The following is a 22943-nucleotide window of genomic DNA, read 5'->3' as shown; positions in this document are numbered from 1 at the left end:
TTAATTTGCAAATCCGAATGAATCTGCAAAAAATTCCAATCCACAGTGTCTTGTTTCTCTTGAAACACCACTCTCTTTTAACCCTGGAAAATCCAATGCTAAATCACTAAAGATGGTATGATTATTATGAAAAACTGCGCCTGCTTCTAATCGATCTGCCATTTCAACTGCTAATTCTTCATTTTCCGTCCAAACAGAAGCCCTTAAGCCAAATTCACTATCATTTGCTAGTTTGATAACTTCGTCAATAGTTGAAAAAGGTAGAATAGGAATTACTGGTCCAAATTGTTCTGCACGAACAATCTCACTTTGTTGGTCAACTCCTGTTACGATTGTTGGTAAGATGTAGTATCCTTGATCCCACATTTCAGGATTCAGTTGAATTCCGGCTGTTATTACATTTGCACCTGCTTTTTCAGTACGCTCGATTAATCCGTTAACATAGTCATACTGAGCTTTATTATTTAATGGACCCATTGTTACATCTGGTTGAATACCATCACCTACAACAATATGCTCAAATTCTTTCTTTAATTTTTTTACTAATTCAACATATCTAGATTCTTGCACATATACGCGTTTAATAGCCGAACAGACTTGGCCAGCCGCTTTTAAAATACTCATTCTTAATCGTTTAATAGCTTCTTCATTTAAGTTTGCATCTTCTAAAATGATTGCAGGGTCATTCCCACCTAGCTCCATATATACTTTTTGAAGATTTCCTGAAGACTTTTTCATAATCTCTTTACCTGTTTGTGTACTTCCGACAAAAGCAATCGTACGAACACGTGAGTCAGAACAAAGCTTGTCACCAATCATTTTCCCTGAACCTGTTACAATATTAATTACACCAGGCGGAAAATGTGCAGCCACTACTTTTAAACAAGCCATAATGGTAAGTGGACAATTTGTCGCAGGTTTCACAACAACTGTATTACCTGCTAAAACAGCAGGAATCACTCGCTTAAATGTTAAAATCATTGGAGAATTCCATGGAGTAATTACTGCAGTAACCCCTCTAGCTCTTCTTCTTACTTGAACTTTTTGATTTCCTGGAAGTAATTCTGGGTTCCACCATTTTAGCAGTTCATCCGCTCCACCACTCATTACTTCAACGCAGCGTAATAAGTCTTTTTTAGCTTCTACTAGTGTTTTTCCATTTTCACGCACAAATAATGAAACATGTTCTTCAATTATTTTAGAAAGTTCCTGCGCTGCTGCCTTCATTCTTTCTACACGTTCCTGGATCTCACTCTGTGACCAAAGTTTAAATGCAATCGATGCAGCATTAATTGCTTCGTTTACGATTTCCTCAGTACATAATGCAACTTTGCCGATTACTTCCGACTTATTTGCAGGATTAATAATATTTGATGTTTCATTACTTTCTTTCCATTCACCATTTATGAGATATCTTCCTGATACAACTGGATATGTCGAAATCATATTGAATCTCCTTTATAATTTTTTTGGCTTAAAGCTTTCAGCTGCTCCTGGAGGTCCACCAAAAGGTTTTGCCATAGGTCCAACTGCTTCCATATCTACAACGATCATTGTTGGCATTCTTCTTTCAGTTGCCTTCTTTAGTTCATTAACAAATTCGTCCCCTGATCCAATACGTGCTGCTTCAAAATGCATTGACTCAGCTAGTTTTACAAAATCGGGACTTAATAAATTCACTGCTACTTGACGACCGTATGCCGCTTCTTGAATATTACGAAGAACCCCATAGCCAGAATCATCAAATAACACAACAATAATAGGAAGATTTTCTTCAGCTGCAGTCACCATTTCACCTACATTAACCATAAACCCACCATCTCCAGCCATTAATACGACCGTTTGATGAGGGCAACCCAATTGAGCTCCTATAGCTGTAGGAAGACCCTGACCGATTCCTCCACCGGATGCGTGAATAGATGTTCTTGGTTCGTAAATGTCGAATATTCTGCTACCCCAGACATTTGCTTGTACTGTCACATCTCGAACTAAAATCGTATCTCGCGGTAAAATCTCTCTCATTCCATCTACAAATTGTTCAAATGGACCAAGTGTTTTACGAAGTTGTCCTCGCACTTCATTTCTTAATGAACGTACTTCTTCTTTATAAGAAGGTAAAACCGAAATAGATTTTTCGTCGATTTTATTAATTAGAGCCGACAAAATATCTTTTGCATCTCCGACTAACCCAACTGTTGCTTTATAATTACGATTAATTGCATTAAAATCTGCATCAATCGAAATATGTTCTTCTGGGACAGGAACTTTCCAGTTAGAAGTTTCATTTCCTCTGAAGCGTACACCTACACTAATCAATAAATCTGCATTTCTCAAAAACTCTTTTGTAGATTCATTGGCTGCAAAATGACCTATACATTGCTCATGATCTTCTGGTATCGAACCTTTTCCAGATTGACTTGTAATGACAGCAGCTCCAAGAATTTCTGCTAAATTTGTTAACTCTTTTGAGGCATTGGCAGAAATTACACCGCCACCAGCCCAAATAACTGGACGACGCGCTTCCAAAATTTTTGAAATTGCGATTTCAGGTATAACGGTAGTTAGTTGTGGTTTAACAACATCTACCTGTACCTTATCGATTGAAACGTCCTCGATAATTGCTGATTGAAAGTCAATTGGAATCTCTAAGCTAACTGGTCCTGTTGGAGCAGTTAATGCTTCTTCAATTGCTTTTCTTACTACACCAGCTGTTTGTTCCGGTTTTCTAAGTCTTACGGCATTTTTACAAGCACCACTCATCATTGAAAGCTGGTCTTTACATTCATGTATGTACCCTTTACCTGTACCAAGATATGGTGATGCTACTTCTCCAGTCAGATGAAGTAGTGGTACTCCTGCTGCCCAAGCTTCTACTAATGAACCAGCAGCGTTTCCTGCTCCTGTTCCTGTACTAGTAATAACAACACCTAATTTTCCGGTAGCACGTGCATAGCCATCTGCCATATTTACTGCTCCACTTTCACCACGTGAACAGATTAGTTTGATACTACCATCCCTTAAAATCGCGTCATAGATGGGCATATTGTGAATACTTACGATTCCAAAAGCGACTTCTACTCCTGCTTGAACTAATTCTTTTACAACGGCATCCGCAGTAGTAAATACGATTTCTTCTTGATTTTTCATCTTGGTATCCTACCTTTGTCTAATAGTTTATTTAAAGTGCTTTACCGATTGCACCTGCAGTTTCAATTGTAGAACCAGCTACATAACTCGCTTTGTCTGAAGCAAGAAAAACAATTACACTAGCAACTTCTTCCGCTTCACCTACACGACCTAAAGGAATATTTCTTTTTATCGCAAGATCTCTATAATATTCTTCGGGATCCATATCAGGTGCATTTTTTAGTCTTCTACGTTCCCATTGATCGGTCCGAATTAATCCAAGACTTACTGAATTTACTAAAATATTGTCTGATGCTAATTCTTGGGACAACGTTTTACTTAAATTTAAAAGTCCTGCACGTGTTGCTGCTGTTGCTACCATGTGACGCTCAGGTTCTTTGGCTAGAGTTGCATTTATATTAATAATTCTGCCCCCTCCTCTTTTCACTAAATAAGGATGAACTGCACGAACTGCATAAATAATTGCGAAATACTTTAACTGAATTTGTTCCTGCCACTGTTCATCCGTAATATCGAAAAAATGCCCCATAACACTTTGACCAGCTGCATTCACAAGCGTATCAATTCCACCAAACTTTTCTGCTGTTTGTTGAATAAACGAGTTAACTTCCTCTTTTGATGTAACATCACAGGTCGTCGCAAATAGATCTTCGCTTTTGCCAAATGAGAGTAAATGATTTAGTGCTTTATCAGCGCGCTCTTTGCTTCTTCCGCAAATTGCTACTTTAGCACCTTCTCCTAAAAATAATTCTGCCGTCTTCAGCCCAACACCAGAGGTGCCACCCATAATTACTGCAACTTTTCCTTTTAACCCAAGATCCATCCCGTCACCCCTTATTAAAGCTTTCATGTTATTCGTATTACTTAAAACATTTTTATTTAAACTTTTTAACGTACTTTAACCGTTGTATCTACCCAACCAGTATCCGGCTCTCCGCCCATAGCTTTACGAGCTTCAGGTTTTGGTGGACCTGCAATTCCCCATTGATCCATCAAATGTGGCACACGTTTCCAAACTCGTGCTCTCCATTCAGCCTCATCTTCAATTGTTTCAAGATAACATGTGTATTCCATGACAAATCCACCGAGATCTTGAAAATAACAAAAGATATTATTACCAGGACCATGTCGACCAGGGCCCCATAACTCACTTAGTCCGGCTTTCCTAACATTACTAATGCCTCGCATCAGCTCATCCACCGAATCAACCTCGTAAGCAATATGATTAACTGAAGCGTGTGCATCTTGGTTAAATGCAATCGAGTGATGTTTTCGATTGCACCTTAAGAAGGACATTTGGTGCTCACTCCAATCAGTCACTTTGAATCCAAGCACATCAGTATAAAACTCCACGATCATATCTAAATCTTTCGTGTTCATCACGACATGATTTAATTTCACCGGATCCACGTTTTTATTAGTCCATATTGATGTTTGAACCTCTACCCAAGCAGAAAGTTCAATTACACGGTTTTCTGGATCAACAAATCGAAGTCCATATCCTCCTCCTGCTTCATCTAAATAACCTGGCTCTTCAACAATCTGTACACCTTTTGAATGTAAGATTTCCGCTGCTCGATCCACTGCATTTTTATCAACCATTCCAAATGCGATATGGTGTAAACCGCATTTATCTCCGTTTCGAAGGCTTAGTATATGATGCTCCGGACCTGCCCCTCGAAAATATGCTATATTGTCATCTGAAACATTTACACGATCTAATCCCCAAACCTTTTCGTAAAAATTCACTTGTTCTTCAAAGTTTGGTGTGATCAAACTTATATGTCTTAAATGAGTAATTCCTAGCATCAATAATCCCTCCCATTTATCTATTTAAAGCGCTTTCTTTTGTTAACTCTATTGAAAAAGGCAGCTGCAATTTATTTAAAATGCAGCTGACCCTTTTTAATTAACCTTTGATGATCGCTTCTCTTTCTTTAGCACGTTGTTTACGAAGATCTTCAAGTGCGCTACCTACTGGATAAGTTGGAAGGTTTGGTTTCACTGCGCCAAGCATAACTAACATACGTGCTTCAGTATCTCCATCATTTCTAATGCCTCGATGAACGCCAGGAGGAGAACTGATACAATCTCTAGCTTTTAATTTAATTTCATGTACTTCATCTTTACCAACTTCTTGAATTAAAGCAGTAACTTCTCCCTCAAGAATGAAAAATACTTCTTCTACATCATCGTGTAGATGCAAAGGTCCAATGCAGCCAGGAGGTAGAACCATTGTACTTAATGTAAAATGTTCTGCTGCAACTACATTTGAGTCATTGTTCGCTGTCGCACCGCGTCCAATATAACGCATTTGAGCACGCTTATATCTCGGATCAATTTCCTCTTGAAACTTTAATACATTCCAATCTAACGTACGGTCTTCTAAGCGAGCCACGTATTTTTTTTCAAATTCCTTAACTGAAAACGTTTCATTTGTCATTTTAAAAATCCTCCCTGTATTGTTGGTCTTTTTTTTACAAAATGTTTTGTATTTATCACTCAACTTGTTTTATATACAAAACAGTGTTTTATCTATAAAATAATTCTAGAATGAATTATCCTTTGTGTCAACATAGTTTTTAGAAAATTTAGATATGTCATGAAAATTAAACTTAATAAACTATTGTAATTTGAGGGTTTATAACTAGTTTTTTTTGCAAAAAAAATATGGATTCCCATTGTGTAGGAACCCATATTTTTAACTTGATCTATTTTACCTGATTTGAAACTCTGCCATTGTAACCCATATAGTTTGATAGTAAAACAGAGACATCTAGAAGTTTAGGCAACGCAACTTTATTCATGAAATCTTCCTGATAAGATAATTCAGTCGCTACGATATTCAGTGCTGCCAATACTTTTCCTGTTCTACCGTAAATAGGTGCAGCGATTGAATGAATACCTTGATGAAACTCTCCACTAGTCATTGAATAGCCATTTTGACGTATTTTATCTAATTGATCCATGAACTCGCCAGGAGTGGTCAACGTCTTATCTGTATATGGCGTTAAATTTGTAACTTGGAACAGTTGCATAAGACTTTCCTTAGGCTCGTATGCAAGAAGTAGCTTTCCGTTTGCAGTTGCATGAGCTGGTAGTCTTAAACCAATATTGACATTGACTGCTGATACTCCTCTAACCGGAGCACTCCCTACATAAACTACTTCATGCCCATCTAAAATTGACAAATGACAAGAAGCACCTATTTCATCACGTAATGATTCCATGTAAGGTTGTGCAATTTCAGGTATTTTCAAGCTGTTTATATAACTAAAACCTAATTCCAGAACCTTTGGAGTTAACGAATATTGTTTCGTATTTTCATCCTGTGTTAAGTATCCGATTGACTGCAGTGTATAAAGTAATCGATAAGGTACTGTCCTGCTTACCCCTAATTTTTTGGCAATCTCTGAAAGTGACAAACTAGGATGTTCCTCATTAAAAAGCTTAATAATTTCTAAACCTCTTACTAAAGAATTGGCGCTATATTTTTCTTTTTCTACATTATCCATCGAGCAAACCTCTCCTAATACATAGATTCAATTCTATTTTTGACCTATCAGTTGTTTCTTTAAAAAGTTTAACACGGATTGATTAAATAGTTTAGGATCTTCTTGATAGCATAAATGTCCCGTATTTGGAACGATAACAAATTCTGAATTTGGAATCAAATCGTGAAATATTTGTGATTCACTTACCGGAGTTACTTGATCTAACTCCCCACACATGACAAGCGTTGGAACAGATATTGAAGACAGAATCTCCATTTGGTTCAAGTTTGATAAAGAGTAGGAAACAGAACGATAACCAGATAAACGCACTTGTGACATTATACGCTCAGCCTCTTTTATAACCTCAGCTGATGCATTCGGAGCAAGTAATGCTTTTACTCTTTTTCTAGCTAGTTCACTTGGATGTAGATTTTCAATGGAGTTTAATCTATTTTGAAGTTTTTTCTCGTTTTCTTCTCTACTTAATCCAGCTGCTCCACGTGTTGCATCTGAAATAATTAATGCATCTACCATTTGTGGAAAACGACTCGTAAAATCAATTGCAATTGCCGAGCCCATTGAATGACCTAGTAAATAGATAGAATCTAGCCCTAGACTATCTAAAAACTCTTTAAGTACATTAGCAAACTCGGAAAAATCCCGAAACTCCTCTTTTAGATCGGAACTCCCACCATAACCTGGAGCATCCCAAACGATTACTCTAAAATGTTCCTTCAATTCACTTAATTGATGCTTCCATGACTGAGAATTGTTTCCCAAGCCATGTAAAATTACAAGGGCTTGTCCTTCACCAGATTCTTGATAATGAATCGATAACTCTTTTAAATGACTAATTGGCATCCACAGTACCTCCACTCTATTTTCTTTACCCAAACTCTACTAACCTGACTATCGCATAACGATTCAAAAACATAATGTTTCATATAAAAAACATGTTTTTCAACTTGAATTATAGATTTGTCAGAATTTAATGTCAATAACTCTATTTTTTCACTGGATGGACAAATGATATATAAGTGATATTTGAAAATAAAAACTGGAAAATATTTCTGTAAAATCACAATTGACAAACTTTTCTAATTATTTTATCTTTAAAAGAGTTTCATTATTAAAATATGAAACAGTGTTTTACATTTAAAACATTTATACTTTTATCGAAAGGAGTGGATTGTTCAAGTTGAGCCAAAATTAAAACTTGAAGTATCAAAACAGATTATTTGAACTTCAATATCTATTAGGTAAACGTAGTTCCTGCTTTTTCCTTCCAAATTTTAAACGCAATTACTTGATTTTAAAAGGAGAGAGAATTTTAATGCTACATAGACAAAAAAGATGGATTTTAATCGCTTTACCAATCTTTTTCTTTTGGTTCTTCGGACAAATTGATAAAGTTGGCATTTCTGTCATACAAACAGATCCAGAGTTTTTGAAGGCACTCGGAATGACTGGTATTGATAAAAATGCAAAAATTGGTCTTCTTTCATTTGTTTTTACAATTGCTTATGGAGTTTCGAATCTATTTTGGGGATTCATTATTGATAAATTTGGTGCAAGAAAAACAGCAATAGCTGGATTATTTGTTTGGTCTCTTACTATGTTTTCGTCTGGCCTCTCCACTACATATGAAGCATTTATTATCAGTCGAATTATTCTTGGATTTGGAGAAGGGATGATGATTCCTGTTTCAGGGAAATTTATTTCTGCTTGGTTCAACAAACGAGAGCTAGGGCGAGCTCAAGCTTCTTGGCTTACAGGTAACTATTTAGGACCAGCAATTGGGGCGGTCATATTAGTACTTGTTATTTCGTCACTTCATTGGCAAGCAGCTTTCTTTCTACTCGCTGGATTTAACTTTTTAATTAATATTCCTATGTTTATTTTTCTTACAAGAAATACACCTGGTGAACACCCGTGGGTTAGTAAAGAAGAGTTGGAACTAATTCACCGTCCGGTAGAATCAATAGAAGATCAAGTAAGTAGTTCCAATGATAATAAAAGTTTTATTCAAGATTATCGTTTCTGGATTGTATGGTTTGGTATGTTAGTCTGTTCTTTCCTTTTCTTTGGAATAAGCATTTGGCTGCCAACATACTTGATTGAGGCAAAAGGTTTTGATCGGGAAGGTATGACAGGTATCACTTCTTTATCGTGGTTATTTGCACTTGGATTTGTTCTCGCATGTGGCTTTCTTGCCGATAAAACAAGACGCCCAAGCTTAATGGCAACAATATTATTTTCACTGACTGCTATATTTTTAACAACGGCAGTTTTTGTTCCAAATCCAGTATTAGCAGGTGTTTGCATGGGACTTGCTATGGGATGTCAAGGTGGTGTCTTCCATCTTAGTAATATGTTCTTAGTAAAATATTCAACACAAGAGACTGCAGGCCGTGCAGCAGGTTTAATCGGATTTACAAACCTAATGGGTGGCTTTTCAAGTTATATTATGGGCTGGTTACGCGATTCATCAGGAGGCAATTTCACTACCTCAATTATTATGTTAATCATTACGGCTCTCTTGGGATTAATCGCTTATTTATTTTCTATTAAAGAAGAAGCAACCGAACTACGTGCTATTCCCCTACCTCCACAAAAAATTAATGCTTAATCAATTTAATTTTTGAAAACGCTTTTATAGAAGAGGAGCATCCCTAAAGTATAACTTTAAATGGGTAGCTCCTTTTTTATAATGGCGAATCGCAAATAAGAAGTCCAATTATGCAAATAAATACTGAAGAGTTGCAAAAAAGTATGAACTGCAATTAATATCTGGAAATACCAATTAATTCAGTAAAACTACAATTAAAATTAAGAAAATCGCAATTAAAATTAATAATTACCTATACCAGCCGGGGTATTATGACATAAAAATTGTTCTATAGTAGATAACTTGAATTGGAAAACTAGCATAGATATACTAACTCTTACTAAATCGAATAAAACTCTTCTAAATATCTATGAAAAAAGAGCCATTTTTTCATCTAAAATGAAAAGTACTGTTGAGATCCCCCTACTACTTTGACTAAATACTATTTTCACATTAAAAAAAGGCGTCTCGTGTCAGTTAATCTGACTTTTTGAGACGCCTCCTTTTTTACCTTTACTTCTAGGGAAACAAATAGACGAAGTAAAATGAATTTTCTTCAGTGATCGTCTATTGTATTACTTATCTAAATCTATTTTAGTTCCAGGGCGGACAGTCCAGGAAGGATTTTCCCCTACCTTATCCCCTTCTTTTACCCCTTTAAGAATGGCAACATATTTCCCTTGTTTTTGGCCAGTTTTTACATTTTGTTTATAAATAGTTCCTTTTTTAAGTACATACACATATTTTGATTTTCCTGATCCTTTAACGCTCGTCTCAGGTATTGCTAACAGATCCTTTGATTGTACTACTACTTCAAGATTTGTTTCATAGCCAGGATATAGATTCTCTTGTGAATCTAGCGTTGCTCTAAAAGTGTAATATGGTATAGCTTCTTTTTTGGCATTCTTATCTTGGTTGGTGGATTGATCATTCATAGGATAGTTACTTACCTCTGAAATACTTCCCTTCCAGCTCTTATCGGCAACAACCTTTGAACTGACTTTAATTGTTTGGCCTGGCTCAACTTTTGCTTTCTCTTCTTCTGTTAGCTTTCCTTCAATTTGAAATGGTTCATTTGAAGCGATTTGCATAATTGGGATTTGCTGTTTATCTGTTGCTTTAAAACCTTGACCGATACTTTTGTTCAAATTAAGTACTACTCCATCATTATTACTCTTAACAGTTAATGATTCTTGTTGTGCTTTCAGCTTTTCTGCTTCAAGTGTATATTGTTCTACTTTTAGCTGTGCAGCATTAAGCTCTTCCTTTGCAGTATTAAGTTGAGCTTGAAGCGATTGAATCTCTGGTGTATTTGGTGTATTTGTTGTATTTGTTGTATTTGTTGCATTTTTATCTGTATTATTTGCATCAGTTGTATTAGATGTTGATGTTGACGCTGAAATAGCATTTTGAATGTCTTTCTCTAATGATGCAATTTGGTCGTTTTTCTGCGTAACAGTTGTTTCTGCTAGCTTTTTATTTACTTCTGCTTGTCCCATTTCAGCTGCTATAGTAGTATCTTCATAAGAAAAAAGTTTTTGCCCTTTAGTGACAGTATCTCCTTCTTTAACAAAAACCTCATTTATAGAACCTTTAGTTGGATTTACGTAAATTGTTTCAGTATGACTTTGTACTACACGACCAGACACTGTTTCAGTTTTCGTAAAACTTTTTACCGTTGGACTGATAAACTGTAATGTTTTAGATTTACTTTTTTTAATTTCTACCACCGCTACGCTAAGAACCACAGAAACGATTAAAAGAACAATGATCCCCATTAAAATAAATTTCTTATTACGTGGTGTAATTACTTTTACTTGTTCTTTTTCTTCGTCAATTCTTTTCGCCGTTTCCATAACTATACCTATACCCCTTCCTTATCTTGCCAAAAACTTAATACGTCTTCTCCTATATCTATTGTCTATTGTTTTAAAATGCGTTTCAAGGAGATTTTTTAGAAAATGATAAATATTTGATATGTTTTTTTTAATAAACCATTTATTTGTCCTTTTGAATGGATTATTAGATTGATTTAGGCAGATTTATATTATTTCAGAATATTCAAATTTTAATTTCAAAAAAATAATTTTATCGTTTATGTTTTAATTTTTACCAGAAAGAACGAATAAGTAGTGTCTACTAAAAAAGTCACAGAACCCCTTGATGCATCTATGTATTTTCGCATATACTTTCATTAATTTAATTAAAATTTAGATTCTATTAGATTAAACTATAATATTTAAAACATTCATACTATTATTGCGTAGTATTATTGAACTATGTTACAATACAAAAAATATCTTTGTAGAAAAGGATATTTCTTCCAATATATGGGTCTACTAAAAGTATTCCGTATTCGCACTAGAAAACGCTTACGAAAATTTCGAGGAATTAAAAGTCCTTCCTCTTTCAATTATGGGAATTAATACAACTCTCCCGTACAAAATGATTAGTTACTACGCACTCTTTTAAGCGGTGTGTATTTATTTACTAAAAATACAGATTATTCACAAAAAGGGGGAGTCTTTGGATGAATGCTTTTTTCAGGAAAAAGTCGATTGAACAGCTTCAACAGGATGGGGCTAAAAATACCGGACTTAAGCGCGTTCTAGGTTTATGGCAACTGACTGCCATCGGTTTAGGCGGTATCATAGGTGTTGGTATCTTCGTATTAACTGGTGTAGCAGCGGCTGATCACGCTGGTCCGGCAGTTCTCTTATCGTTTATTATTGCTGGTTTAGCTAGCGCAGCAGCAGCATTGTGTTATGCTGAATTTGCTGGCCTAATACCGGTAGCCGGAAGTGCCTATACTTACAGCTATGCTGTTTTAGGAGAAGGTACAGCTTGGTTAATCGGGTGGGATTTGTTACTCGAGTATGCCTTAGTTGTTGCAGTAGTAGCCATTGGATGGTCTGGCTACATGCAAGAGTTTTTATTACAAATGGGCGTTCACATTCCTGTATGGGCACAAGGCGCGCCTGGTACTGGAGCAGGTCACAAAGTTGACTTAATTGCCGTTTTAGTTAGTCTTGGAATTGCCGGCTTACTTACATTAGGAACTGAAATGGGTTCTAAATTTAATTCATTAATGGTTATCATCAAATTAGGCATTATTCTTTTAGTTATTGGCGTTGGAAGTTTTCACATTAATACAGCTAACTGGCACCCATTCATGCCTTTTGGTTTTCATGGTGTAATGAGCGGAGCAGCTCTAGTATTCTTTGCTGTATTCGGATATGACACATTAACGACAGCAGCAGAAGAAGCAAAAAGACCGCAACGCGATTTACCACTTGCAGTTATCATATCATTAGCTGTCGCTTTATGTTTGTATGTTGCAATGTCACTTATTATTACAGGGATGGCTCCTTATGAAACACTTAATAATGCAGCACCCGTAGCAAAAGCATTTAGTAATATCGGAATGAAGTGGATCACATTAATCATTTCTGCCGCTGCTATTACAGGTATTCTATCAGTATTGTTCTCATTTATGCTTGCTGGATCACGTATTTGGTTCTCAATGAGTAGAGATGGTCTATTGCCAAACTGGTTTACAAAATTACATCCTAAGTATAAAACTCCTTATCGTCCTACTTTGATAATTGGTTTAATTACTGCTTTTGTAGCTGGTTTTACTCCAATTAACGAAGTTGCCGAATTAGTTAATATCGGAACGTTAACAGCATTTATTTTAATTTGTTCTTCTATTATTGTATTACGTGTAAAACGTCCTGACTTAAAAAGAGGATTTAAAACTCCATTAGTTCCAATTATTCCATTAATCGGGATTGGATTCTCGGCTTATCTAATTGCAAGTCTTCCAGGCATTACATTTATTCGTTTTATTGTATGGATGGCTATAGGACTTGTTGTGTATGGATTATATGGTAAGAAAAGAAGTAAGCTGGGGACGGCGAACAACAATAATAAAACAAAAATAAGCTAGAGTAGCATTAAAAGCCACAAGGAAATTGATTTTCCTTGTGGCTTTTCTGCGTTAGTACATCCTTAACTAAACAAAAAGCATGTATCCGATTTCGTATCGAATACATGCCCAAGATTAAATCTCAAAAATTACTTTCTTGCTCCGTCTTTTCCAACTTTATATTTACCTACTTTAGTATTAACAGCCATTACACCTGATTTGTTGAAGTAATAGTATTTACCACTGATTTTTTTCCAGCCATTATTAAATCTTGATCCATCACTGTTTAAGTAGTACTTTTTACCACTTACTGTTAACCAACCAGTTTTTACTACACCGTTTTTATCGAAGTAGTAGTATTTACCACTGATTGATTTCCAGCCATTGCTAAATCTTGATCCATCGTTGTTTAAGTAATACTTCTTGCCATTTACTGTTAACCAACCAGTTTTTACTACACCGTTTTTATCGAAATAGTAGTTTTTACCACTAATTGATTTCCAGCCATTGCTAACTCTTGATCCATCGTTGTTTAAGTAATACTTTTTACCACTTACTGTTAACCAACCAGTTTTTACTACACCGTTTTTATCAAAGTAGTAGTATTTACCACTAATTGATTTCCAACCATTACTAAATCTTGATCCATCGCTGTTTAAGTAATACTTCTTACCACTTACTGTTAACCAACCAGCTTTTGCTTTCACACCAGTTGAATTAAAGTAGTAAGTTTTCCCTCCGATTACATTCCAGCCATATACTTTTTCACCTTTACTATTTAAATAGTAAGTGTCTTTACCATCGTTTAACCAACCAGTTTGCATGTAGCCATCTTTATTAAAGAAGTACCACTTGCCACTATTATTTAACCAGCCAATGTGTAAAGTACCATCTTTGTCTGCATAAACCATTTTAGTACCAACTTGTTTCCAAGCGCTGCGTAATAAACCAGATTTAGCATCAAAGTACGCTTTGTCACCGAATAAATTAAAGATACCAGATTGTGCTACACCTTTTGAATCAAAGTAGAAGTACGTGTTGTTTTCTGGAACAAACGTGATGTCTGTTGCCATTACTCCGCCTTCTTGGTCAAAGTAGTAACGTTTTCCACTTAAATCTAACCAACCTCTATGCATTTCACCAGTTGCTGGGTCAAAATAGAATGTTGATGTCCAAGTGTAATCTTCTTCCGTTTGTTTAAGTTCTAAGAAGCCTTTGTGCATTTTACCATCTTCATCGTAGTAGTATACTTTATTATCGTCATTTACTACCCAACCAGTTGTTAACGGAGCATCTGCACGATTAATTACTACTTCCTTCACTGTTTCATTACCAGCAAGGTCAGTCGCTCTTAAAGTAATTTTGTTTTCTCCCTCTTTTAAAGGAACCGTTACTTTATAATCTTTGTTTAGTGGTTTTACAACATCAACAGGGCTAATTAATGGCACTTCAAATTCGTGGTTTTCACCAACGTAGAAGTTTAAGTAGCTATAGTTATCTTTTAAGTTTACATTAAATGTTACTTGATCTACATTTTTGTCCACTCGATCAGGAGCATTTACGTTAATTTCTGCTGCATGAGTATCTACATAGACATGTCGAGCAACAGAGAAGCTCTTATTAGCAAAGTCTGTAGCTTCAACTTGTACAGTGTAAGGACCATCTTGGTCAAACGTTACAGTTGTTGAATAGTTGTAGTGCCCAGTCTTTGCATCAAAATCAACTGGAACTTCTTTTCCATTTACTTTAACTGTTTTAATACCAATTTCATCTGTTACGAAACCTTTAACAGGAACTTTATTATCATTATAAGCTCCCCATGGTTCTGGTGAGTTAGGAATATATTCACCGTTTTTATCTTTTGAGCCATCAGTGATATATACTAGCGGAAGATCAACGTCACCAATTGCTGCAGTATCTTCTGCTGCATTACCTGCATAGTCCATAGCAACTACTTCTACTACTGATTTACCTGGAGCTGAAGATAAATCAAATGAAGATTTTGTATTGTCAGTTTTTCCGACTAGAGTTCCATTTACGAAGATACCATAAACTTGAACTCCAGTTCCATCATCTGAACCTTCCCAAGTTACTACTTTTTTATCTGGATCATAAGTAGCTTTAATGTTTGGAGCGTGAGTATCTACATAAACAGGAATTTTCTTAGATTGCCACTGCGCACCTTCATAACCAATTACAGACTTAATCTCGTAATTGTATAATCCGTCTGGAACAACTTCACCGTTTACTTTACCATCCCAAATAGTTGACATGCTATCCTTCACGATACTGCCTTTACCACTGTCATAGGTATTTTTTGTCACATCAGATTGAGCACTTAAGCGGCGAAGGAATTTACCGTCTTTGTCTAGGATGTTATATTGTACTTCTTCTGCATTTCTTAAGAATGATGGAAGTGCATTAATATTATCAGCAAATTTATCCCCATTTGGTGATACTGCATAAAAGTTCTTTCCAGGAACAGAACCCCAGTAAGTTTTATCTCCATCAACTTTCATGTCATGTGCTTTACTATCAAGCCATGTTAAATCAAAAAAACGAGTCTCACCAAGATCTTTAAATCCATCAACGATTGGCAAACTGTCCCATTTACCATAGAAACCTACATATGGAGCTGTTAAGTTGGGATTACCAAGGGTACCGATAAGGTTTACAGATCCTTCAACGAAAATATTGTTATGAAGATCCACAGAAATCTCTTTTCCAGCCTTATCGAATCCTGGAATTTTTGCATTAGTTAGATCAATCTTTACAGTGAAATCAACAGATTTACCCGCAGGTACCATAATTGAATCTGGTGCATCTATTTTCGCACCTTCTAATGCGCCTGTTTGAAGAGCGTTATGGTCGACATCATTAGTTTGATAGAATTCATCTGTTAGTGCAGTAGTATCTACTTTATAAAACGCATCTTTATCAGAAATATTTTTAGCTGTATAAGTCATTGAAACTTGCTTAGATTGGAAATCCTTCAATTCGTATTTTGCTTCACCTGTTGACTTGTTATAGAAGTAAACTGGTGTTGTAACAGCGTTTTCAATTTGCATCATGCCAGCACCTTGACGGCGAGGAGAGTACGGATGACCATCTAAATCATTAATTACCTTTGAAGTATTCATTAATAATACTTTCGCTAAATGAGTTCGTTCGCTAACACTTAAAGAACTGAAACGCTTATCATTTTTCAAGTATTCTTGTACTAATGCAGAACCACCAGCTACATGTGGAGCTGCCATTGAAGTACCACTCATTACCTCATATTGATTATTATTAACTGTTGAATAGATATTCCCACCAGGAGCTGTAATTTCAGGCTTCAATTCAAGACTTGGTGTAACTCCCCATGAAGTAAAGCTTGTCATTCGGCCCATTTCAGGACTTTCATTTTTCGCAGTTTGAGCAACATGTATAGTTCCTGAACCATTAATGGCATTCGCTAACGCTTCACCATCTGCTTTTGAGTTAACAAGCATCATTGGAACATCCCAACCGCCCTGGTTATCGTATTGAACTCCGTTTGTTGCATTCCATACGATGATACCAGCTGCTCCGGCTTGTGCAGCATACTTCGTCTTATCAGCAAAAGTATATGTTCCACGAGCTACTAATACGATTTTTCCTTTTACATCTACACCTTTATAATCATCTGGTCCACCTAATTTATAGCTTCCATCAGTAGCGTTTTTACCAAGGTTTACAACTGGAATATTTCCACCAAATTTATCTGATAGATTTTTCCAACCATCAATACCTTTACCTAAGACACTTAAGCTATTATTTCCATCAACGGTGATCGCATGTTCATAAAGATAAGCTTCATTTCCAGAAGCAGCTACTGAGATTGTATCTTTATTAAGACCAGGTGCACCTGTTACACCGATATCAGGATTTTGTGATAGAGGATCATCCCATCCAGAACCAATTTGATTCGAGTTACCTGAAGAAACAGCACAAACAATACCATTGTCAACTGCACGAGTAATTGCAAGATCTTCTGCGCTATTAGGTTCATAAGAAGATGCTACAGAACCAAGACTCATGTTTAGTACATCTGCACCTAGTTTAATAGAATCGTCGATCGCTGCAAGATAAATATCAGACCATGTAGATGGATAACTTGGGTCATTACTGAATACCTTCATCGCAAGAACTTGCGCTTCTGGTGCAACCCCTTTAATACCACCGTTTGCTTCGTCACCGTTAGCAGCCGTAATACCTGCTACGTGCATACCGTGCATTGAAGCACCAGGTCCAAGGTCCGTTACGATACTGTTTTGGTCATAATAGTTATAACCATAAGGAACTTTATCAGTGTAGAATTTACCTGGTAAAGCTTTATCTTTTACAATTTGAGCTACTGAATCTTTAGTTAAGTCTTCTTTTGAAGGGTCAGTTAATTTGAAATCACGGTGTGTTGGGTCAATTCCTGTATCAATAATAGAGATAACCATTCCTTTACCGTCGTAGCCAGTGTCTTTCCAAGTTTCTTTAGACTGGATAAATTGATGACTCTTCGTCATATCAGGAGTAGATGGCTCAGCTGTAGGACGATTGTATTCATTTGCTAAATATACATTTTTCACACCTGAAGTAGCTTCAATTTTTGCTACATCACCAAACTCAACTACACCACTGAAACCGTTAAATGCAGTTGAAAATTGTTTCTTATAATTAATATTAATTCCTTTTGATTGTAACTTAGATTTAACTGAGTTTTGTTGGCTTTCTACATTAGCATAAAGACTAGATTTTTGACTTTCAGATAAGTCCTTAAATAATTTCCCTTGTTTTGTTGCGTATTCAATTGGTGACTGTCCGTCTACTTCAACGATGACGCGAACTTTATCTGATGCTTTTAAATTTGCTTTCGCATCAGATACATTGTTTTTATTTTGTAGTTCTTTTGCTTCCTGAGTTTGTCTAATTTGTTCCAACTTTGATGCTAAATCACCAGGTCGGTAAGAAGCAGCAGATGTTGGTGACACAAATGCCAAGTTAGAAAGAGCAAGAGCAGATGCTAAAGCATATGTAGATATTTTGCGATTTTTTTTGTTATTCATATCTCAGTTCCTCTCAATAATTTTCAAGTGAAAAATAAAATAGATTAGTACAAAACCTTCCTAAAAAACTTCCCCTGTTTTTTACGGTCATTCGAGGAATATCGACAGATTCATTGCCTTATTTCTCAATAAAGAACATGCCAAATTACCTCTAACACTTTCTTCCAGAAAATCCCCTAATATCTCCTTTCATCGTTATGAATCTATTAATGCCTATACAGTCTTACATAATTTTTTAATAAAATTAATTTTTAAGGAATAATAGATAAATTAAATAATTCTTTTTTTGAGTCAAAACTCCTTTATAAAATTTACAATTTTTTTAAAATTTTTACATTATTTTGTATTTTTAATAAAAACATGTAATTTTTTGTACTAATTTACCGATTTGAAGCAGTTTTTTATAGATTTAAAGTTCTAGATATATTTATACCCCTAGGTAAATATTCACAAATTTTTAATAAATGTAAAAGCAGATCATAGGACTTCTGTGGTAAATTTAGGAGTAAAAATTTCAAAATTAAAGTAAGTTTTGCTGGCCGAAGATGGCAAGAGAAGATTAGATTAACAATACAAAAAGGAATAAAAAATAAAAAAGACAGCAACCCCATCAGGTTTGCTGTCTTACTATTTTTATTTAAAAAACCTTGGTAAATACTCTTTATGAGCTTCTAGCATTTCGTCAACGATCGCTACAGCTAATTTATCATTTGCTACAAGCGGATTAATCGTCAAGGCAAGTATTGCTTTTTCGCGACTTCCTTCTACAGCAGCCTCAATTGCTGTTTGTTCGAAAGATTTAATCGTTTGAATTAATCCTCGAACTGGAACTGGTAATTCCCCGATTGTCAGTGGAATTGGACCATCTTTTGTGATGACACAACTTACTTCTACTGCTCCGTCATATGGTAAGCCTGAAATAGCTCCTTTGTTCATCGTGTTTAATGGTTGGATATCTCTCGTATCATTATAAATAGATGAAATTAAACGACAAGCCGCATCAGAATAGTAAGCTCCACCACGTTTTTCTAACTCAGGTGGTTTTATATCTAGCGCTTCATCTTTATATTTTTCAAAAAGAGAAGCTTCAATTTTTTGCACGACTTCTGCACGAGTTTCATTCGATTCAAAATCTTTTAATGCTCTTTCAAGCATTTCAGATGTTTTGTAATAGTAATGGTGATAAGAACAAGGTATGACATTGACTGCTTTTAGGAATTCAGGTGCCCATTCTTCCGCATCTATATTTTTTACAAAACTAGCATTAGCAGGGTCCATAATCATTTCAAGTACTTGCTCTTTTACACTAACTCCGTCTAAATAAACCTCTGTACCATATACCATATGATTTAGACCTGCAAAATCAATACGTACACGTGAATGATCTACGTTTAATAATTTTGCAACACCCATTTCCATTCCGATCGGTATATTACAAAGACCAATGAATCTCTTAATATTTGAATATCTTAATGCTGCTTCTGTAACCATACCTGCAGGGTTTGTAAAGTTAAGGATCCAAGCATTTGGACATAGCTCTTCAACTTCTTTACAAATATCCAGAATAACAGGAATTGTACGTAATGCTTTAAACAATCCACCTGCACCGTTTGTTTCTTGACCGATTACCCCATGTTTAAGTGGAATTCTTTCATCAAGTGCACGTGCAGCTAGTTGTCCAACGCGAAGCTGTGTTGTAACAAAATCAGCATCTTTTAAGGCCTCACGACGATCATACGAAAGATGAATCTCCATTGGTACTCCAGCTTTTTTGACCATTCGCCTTGCTAGTGCACCAACTGTTTCTAACTTTTCACGGCCAGCTTCTACATCAACAAGCCACAGCTCAGTTACTGGGATTTGTTCATAGCGCTTAATAATTCCTTCAACCAATTCTGGCGTATAACTTGAGCCCCCACCAATTGTCACGATTTTAAATTTTGACATTACTTTAGGCCCCTTTCATACATGTCAACGAACTCTTTTGCCAAGTCTTTTACAGTCATTGCATTCATTAAATGATCTTGAGCATGAATCATTAAAAGTGAAATCTCCGTTGGAGTGCCACCAATCTCTGATTGAATAAGCGTTGTTTGAATATGGTGTGCCTCATTTAAAGCATCACCTGATTCTTTCAATTTCTTGCGAGCTAAATCGAAGTCTTGTTTTTTTGCTGCTTGAATCGCTTCCATTGCAGCACTTCGACCATTTCCACCATGAAGAATCAGTGTAAAAATTTCTGTTTCATTTTTCACCATAAAACTGACCTCCTCTCTTTATTAATAAAATTTTTTTATCGTCATAACCCCGCGGTTATTAATTTCAAAGTTATAAACCTAAAAGGTATTCATCGTATTTTTCTTGAGTAAAGATCAGAAAAGTCATTTCTCAACAATTACTACTTATTTTCAATTAAATTGATAGCTTGCTCTAAGATCGCTTCACCATCACACATGCCGTAATTCATCATATTAATTACTTCAACTGGAATGTTTTTCTCTTCACAGATTTCTTCCATTTCTCCTAAAAGGAAACGTACTTGTGGACCTAACAATAACACATCAGCTTCATCGATTTCTGAGCGAACAACTGATTCAGAAACTGCCCAAATGCGTGCTGAAATCCCTTTTGAATCAGCAACTTTTTCCATTTTAGAAACGATTAGACTTGTTGACATGCCTGCAGCACAGCAAAGTAAGATATTCATGATGATTTCCTCTTTCTTTAGTAAGTTTTTTATATTTCATTCTTATTTATAACGACAAATCGACCAATTCGATCATGAACAGCTAATGATTTTTTATTGGCAAACATGCTAATAACGGATAAGAAGAAAGGGAGACCTTGAAAAATAAACATCGTCAAAAACTTAAAGAAACTTCTAACAATCACTAGCAATACATAAGGAAGTATTCCCTTTTTATTATTAATGCGTGTTAACTTCAATCGAAAGATCTTCTTTCCAATTGTCGATCCTCTTAACAATAAGGTTGTTAAGACGTCATAACAAAAATAGATTATAAGCGATTGAAGAAATGCTTCATTAAAAAGAGCCATTACCTTTACAGCTGCATCTTGACTAGCAGTTGATTTTTGAAGCTCAATCATATTTGCCAGAACTCCTGGAAAGTTTGGAAGTCCCGTGATTCGATACACAATTGACAAGATGATTGAAACAATTATTGCATCTATGGCAAAGGCACCGATTCTTTTTAATCGAAACGAAGTTATAATTTTTTGTCGATTTTCCATAAGATTTAGTCCCTTCTTCTAATCAATTATCCATCTATTTGCTTTGGAGAATTATTTACTAGCTTTCTCCATTTCTAAATTTTTCTTATCCCAAATTCGAATGAATGGGAACCAAATGATCGAAGCCACTGCAAAAGCTACCAATTGCATGACTACACCCATAATCTTACCACCCGTCATTAGATAACCACTTATGAAATAAGGTGTTGTCCACGGGATGATTGTTCCAGTTGTATGCGGGAAAATTCCCATTGCCGTACCAAAGTACGTTATTGTTAATACTGCTACTGGAGCTAGAATATAAGGAATCATTAAAAATGGATTTAAAACAATTGGAACACCAAACATAATTGGCTCATTAACGTTAAAGATAGATGGCCCAATTGCTAGACGTCCTACCTTCTTAAGAAGTTTTGACTTAGCTAAAAATGTCATATAGATTGCAACTGGTAAAGTAGCACCAGATCCACCCATCCAAATTCCATTCTCATAGAATGTATACGTAATGATATGTGGTAACGTTTTACCTGCTTTAAGTGCTTCTAAGTTTGCATCTGCATTTGTAATCCAAATTGGTTCCATAACAGAAGTGATGATTGATGAACCGTGGATACCAAAACTCCATAAAAGGTGTTCCATTAAACATGCGACAAGTGTACCAACATAAGTTGAACCTAAAATCGTAAATGGCTGTGTCACAACTTTATGAACAAACGTTGCAAAATCTCCCCAGCCTGTATGACTAAATCCGTATCGAACTAGTAAGAAGAAAAGGATAATCACAAAGCCAGGAATAAGAGCCGTAAATGAGCGTGACACTGTTGGCGGCACTGTATCTGGTAAAGTGATGATAATCTTCTTTTGTAAGAAGTAACGATAAATTTCAGCAGTAATAATTGCAATGATTAATCCAACAAACAAGTATTGTGCACCAAAAAGATCAGGTGACCATGCAGATACAGTTTCCTTACCATCTTTGAAAGTGCTCATAATATTAACAATTAAATAACTTGCTAATGCTAATACCCCAGCTGGAACTCCATCAATATTCTTTTTATCTACCTTATAACTACTTGCTAAGGAATACGCTACGCCAAATACTGCAACTAATGCGATAATCCCCATTGAACCGTTATAAACGATGTCTCCAAAAGCATTCCAATTTTCGCCAAATACTTTTGCCATGAAGTTTTGATACCAATCTGCTTCTAACCAAGCTACGATAATGAAAAATGAACCAATAATCATTAGTGGCATGGCAAACATAATACCATCACGCAAAGCAAGTAAGTGTCTTTGATTACCTATTTTCGAAGCGATCGGTAAGAATTTTTTTTCAAAAAAGCTGCTGTTCATTTCTTTATCCCCTCTCTAGGAATTAGGATCTTGGTAAATCAGTAATTCCCCATATACCAAGATCCCTTTTAGAATTT

General features: G+C 35.7%; 16 protein-coding genes. 2 read left to right on the top strand and 14 right to left on the bottom strand.

Annotated elements, in window-relative coordinates:
* The 7 genes from CN946_RS00770 to CN946_RS00740 form a co-directional block, all read right to left on the bottom strand.
* Positions 1–1446 carry an aldehyde dehydrogenase family protein gene (locus CN946_RS00770; protein ID WP_098859471.1) on the bottom strand — a complete coding sequence of 482 codons (1446 nt, stop codon included), beginning with the start codon at positions 1444–1446 and terminating at the stop codon, positions 1–3.
* A gap of 12 nt (positions 1447–1458) precedes the next feature.
* A complete protein-coding gene (locus CN946_RS00765) occupies positions 1459–3147 on the bottom strand; it encodes a thiamine pyrophosphate-binding protein (RefSeq protein ID WP_098859470.1) in 1689 nt (562 codons plus the stop codon).
* Between the two features lie 31 nt (positions 3148–3178).
* Entirely contained in the window at positions 3179–3970 is a 792-nt protein-coding gene (locus CN946_RS00760) for an SDR family oxidoreductase (RefSeq protein WP_098859469.1), read from the bottom strand.
* Between the two features lie 65 nt (positions 3971–4035).
* Positions 4036–4956, bottom strand: a complete 921-nt coding sequence (locus tag CN946_RS00755) for a VOC family protein (protein WP_098859468.1) — start codon at positions 4954–4956, stop codon at positions 4036–4038.
* Positions 4957–5056: 100 nt separating this feature from the next.
* Entirely contained in the window at positions 5057–5590 is a 534-nt protein-coding gene (locus CN946_RS00750; RefSeq protein ID WP_098859467.1) for a cupin domain-containing protein, read from the bottom strand.
* A 268-nt stretch (positions 5591–5858) separates the two neighbouring features.
* Positions 5859–6662, bottom strand: coding sequence for an IclR family transcriptional regulator (locus CN946_RS00745; protein ID WP_097974016.1), 804 nt, complete (start codon positions 6660–6662; stop codon positions 5859–5861).
* Between the two features lie 33 nt (positions 6663–6695).
* Positions 6696–7502 carry an alpha/beta fold hydrolase gene (locus CN946_RS00740; protein WP_098859466.1) on the bottom strand — a complete coding sequence of 269 codons (807 nt, stop codon included), beginning with the start codon at positions 7500–7502 and terminating at the stop codon, positions 6696–6698.
* Between the two features lie 472 nt (positions 7503–7974).
* Between CN946_RS00740 and CN946_RS00735 the strand changes: the two genes are divergently transcribed.
* Entirely contained in the window at positions 7975–9270 is a 1296-nt protein-coding gene (locus CN946_RS00735; RefSeq protein ID WP_098859465.1) for an MFS transporter, read from the top strand.
* 554 nt (positions 9271–9824) lie between these two features.
* Here the strand turns inward: CN946_RS00735 and CN946_RS00730 are convergent.
* Positions 9825–11105: an efflux RND transporter periplasmic adaptor subunit gene (locus CN946_RS00730; RefSeq protein ID WP_098859464.1), complete on the bottom strand. Its 1281-nt coding sequence runs from the start codon at positions 11103–11105 to the stop codon at positions 9825–9827.
* 674 nt (positions 11106–11779) lie between these two features.
* On the opposite strand from CN946_RS00730, the gene CN946_RS00725 reads away from it, so the two are divergent.
* The gene (locus CN946_RS00725; RefSeq protein ID WP_098859463.1) at positions 11780–13198 is read left to right on the top strand and encodes an amino acid permease; all 1419 of its coding nucleotides are present in this window, start codon (positions 11780–11782) and stop codon (positions 13196–13198) included.
* Between the two features lie 128 nt (positions 13199–13326).
* Here the strand turns inward: CN946_RS00725 and CN946_RS00720 are convergent, their stop codons facing one another.
* From CN946_RS00720 to celB, 6 genes are all read right to left on the bottom strand, one after another.
* Complete coding sequence (locus tag CN946_RS00720) at positions 13327–18258, bottom strand: S8 family serine peptidase (RefSeq protein WP_098859462.1); 4932 nt, start codon at positions 18256–18258, stop codon at positions 13327–13329.
* A 633-nt stretch (positions 18259–18891) separates the two neighbouring features.
* The gene (locus tag CN946_RS00715; protein WP_098859461.1) at positions 18892–20205 is read right to left on the bottom strand and encodes a 6-phospho-beta-glucosidase; all 1314 of its coding nucleotides are present in this window, start codon (positions 20203–20205) and stop codon (positions 18892–18894) included.
* Positions 20205–20516, bottom strand: a complete 312-nt coding sequence (locus tag CN946_RS00710; RefSeq protein WP_097974004.1) for a PTS lactose/cellobiose transporter subunit IIA — start codon at positions 20514–20516, stop codon at positions 20205–20207. The genes CN946_RS00715 and CN946_RS00710 overlap by 1 nt, the downstream gene beginning before the upstream one ends.
* Positions 20517–20656: 140 nt before the next feature.
* Entirely contained in the window at positions 20657–20965 is a 309-nt protein-coding gene (locus CN946_RS00705; protein ID WP_098859460.1) for a PTS sugar transporter subunit IIB, read from the bottom strand.
* A gap of 29 nt (positions 20966–20994) precedes the next feature.
* On the bottom strand, positions 20995–21510 hold the full coding sequence (locus CN946_RS00700) for an RDD family protein (protein ID WP_025568868.1): 516 nt from the start codon (positions 21508–21510) through the stop codon (positions 20995–20997).
* A gap of 51 nt (positions 21511–21561) precedes the next feature.
* Positions 21562–22866 (bottom strand): PTS cellobiose transporter subunit IIC, encoded by a 1305-nt coding sequence (celB, locus tag CN946_RS00695; RefSeq protein ID WP_098859459.1) that lies wholly within the window; start codon positions 22864–22866, stop codon positions 21562–21564.
* Positions 22867–22943: the final 77 nt, after the last annotated feature.

Source organism: Bacillus sp. AFS053548, assembly GCF_002575105.1.
Lineage (GTDB): Bacteria > Bacillota > Bacilli > Bacillales > Bacillaceae_G > Gottfriedia.
Note: the sequence above shows the minus strand (reverse complement) of the source record. Positions and strands in the feature narration are given on the sequence as shown.

Excerpts from the sequence above, each read along its gene's own strand:
- CN946_RS00770 (WP_098859471.1), bottom strand. The coding sequence starts at position 1,446 with ATGATTTCGACATATCCAGTTGTATCAGGAAGATATCTCATAAATGGT.
- CN946_RS00765 (WP_098859470.1), bottom strand. The coding sequence starts at position 3,147 with ATGAAAAATCAAGAAGAAATCGTATTTACTACTGCGGATGCCGTTGTA.
- CN946_RS00760 (WP_098859469.1), bottom strand. The coding sequence starts at position 3,970 with ATGGATCTTGGGTTAAAAGGAAAAGTTGCAGTAATTATGGGTGGCACC.
- CN946_RS00755 (WP_098859468.1), bottom strand. The coding sequence starts at position 4,956 with ATGCTAGGAATTACTCATTTAAGACATATAAGTTTGATCACACCAAAC.
- CN946_RS00750 (WP_098859467.1), bottom strand. The coding sequence starts at position 5,590 with ATGACAAATGAAACGTTTTCAGTTAAGGAATTTGAAAAAAAATACGTG.
- CN946_RS00745 (WP_097974016.1), bottom strand. The coding sequence starts at position 6,662 with ATGGATAATGTAGAAAAAGAAAAATATAGCGCCAATTCTTTAGTAAGA.
- CN946_RS00740 (WP_098859466.1), bottom strand. The coding sequence starts at position 7,502 with ATGCCAATTAGTCATTTAAAAGAGTTATCGATTCATTATCAAGAATCT.
- CN946_RS00735 (WP_098859465.1), top strand. The coding sequence starts at position 7,975 with ATGCTACATAGACAAAAAAGATGGATTTTAATCGCTTTACCAATCTTT.
- CN946_RS00730 (WP_098859464.1), bottom strand. The coding sequence starts at position 11,105 with ATGGAAACGGCGAAAAGAATTGACGAAGAAAAAGAACAAGTAAAAGTA.
- CN946_RS00725 (WP_098859463.1), top strand. The coding sequence starts at position 11,780 with ATGAATGCTTTTTTCAGGAAAAAGTCGATTGAACAGCTTCAACAGGAT.
- CN946_RS00720 (WP_098859462.1), bottom strand. The coding sequence starts at position 18,258 with ATGAATAACAAAAAAAATCGCAAAATATCTACATATGCTTTAGCATCT.
- CN946_RS00715 (WP_098859461.1), bottom strand. The coding sequence starts at position 20,205 with ATGTCAAAATTTAAAATCGTGACAATTGGTGGGGGCTCAAGTTATACG.
- CN946_RS00710 (WP_097974004.1), bottom strand. The coding sequence starts at position 20,516 with ATGGTGAAAAATGAAACAGAAATTTTTACACTGATTCTTCATGGTGGA.
- CN946_RS00705 (WP_098859460.1), bottom strand. The coding sequence starts at position 20,965 with ATGAATATCTTACTTTGCTGTGCTGCAGGCATGTCAACAAGTCTAATC.
- CN946_RS00700 (WP_025568868.1), bottom strand. The coding sequence starts at position 21,510 with ATGGAAAATCGACAAAAAATTATAACTTCGTTTCGATTAAAAAGAATC.
- celB (WP_098859459.1), bottom strand. The coding sequence starts at position 22,866 with ATGAACAGCAGCTTTTTTGAAAAAAAATTCTTACCGATCGCTTCGAAA.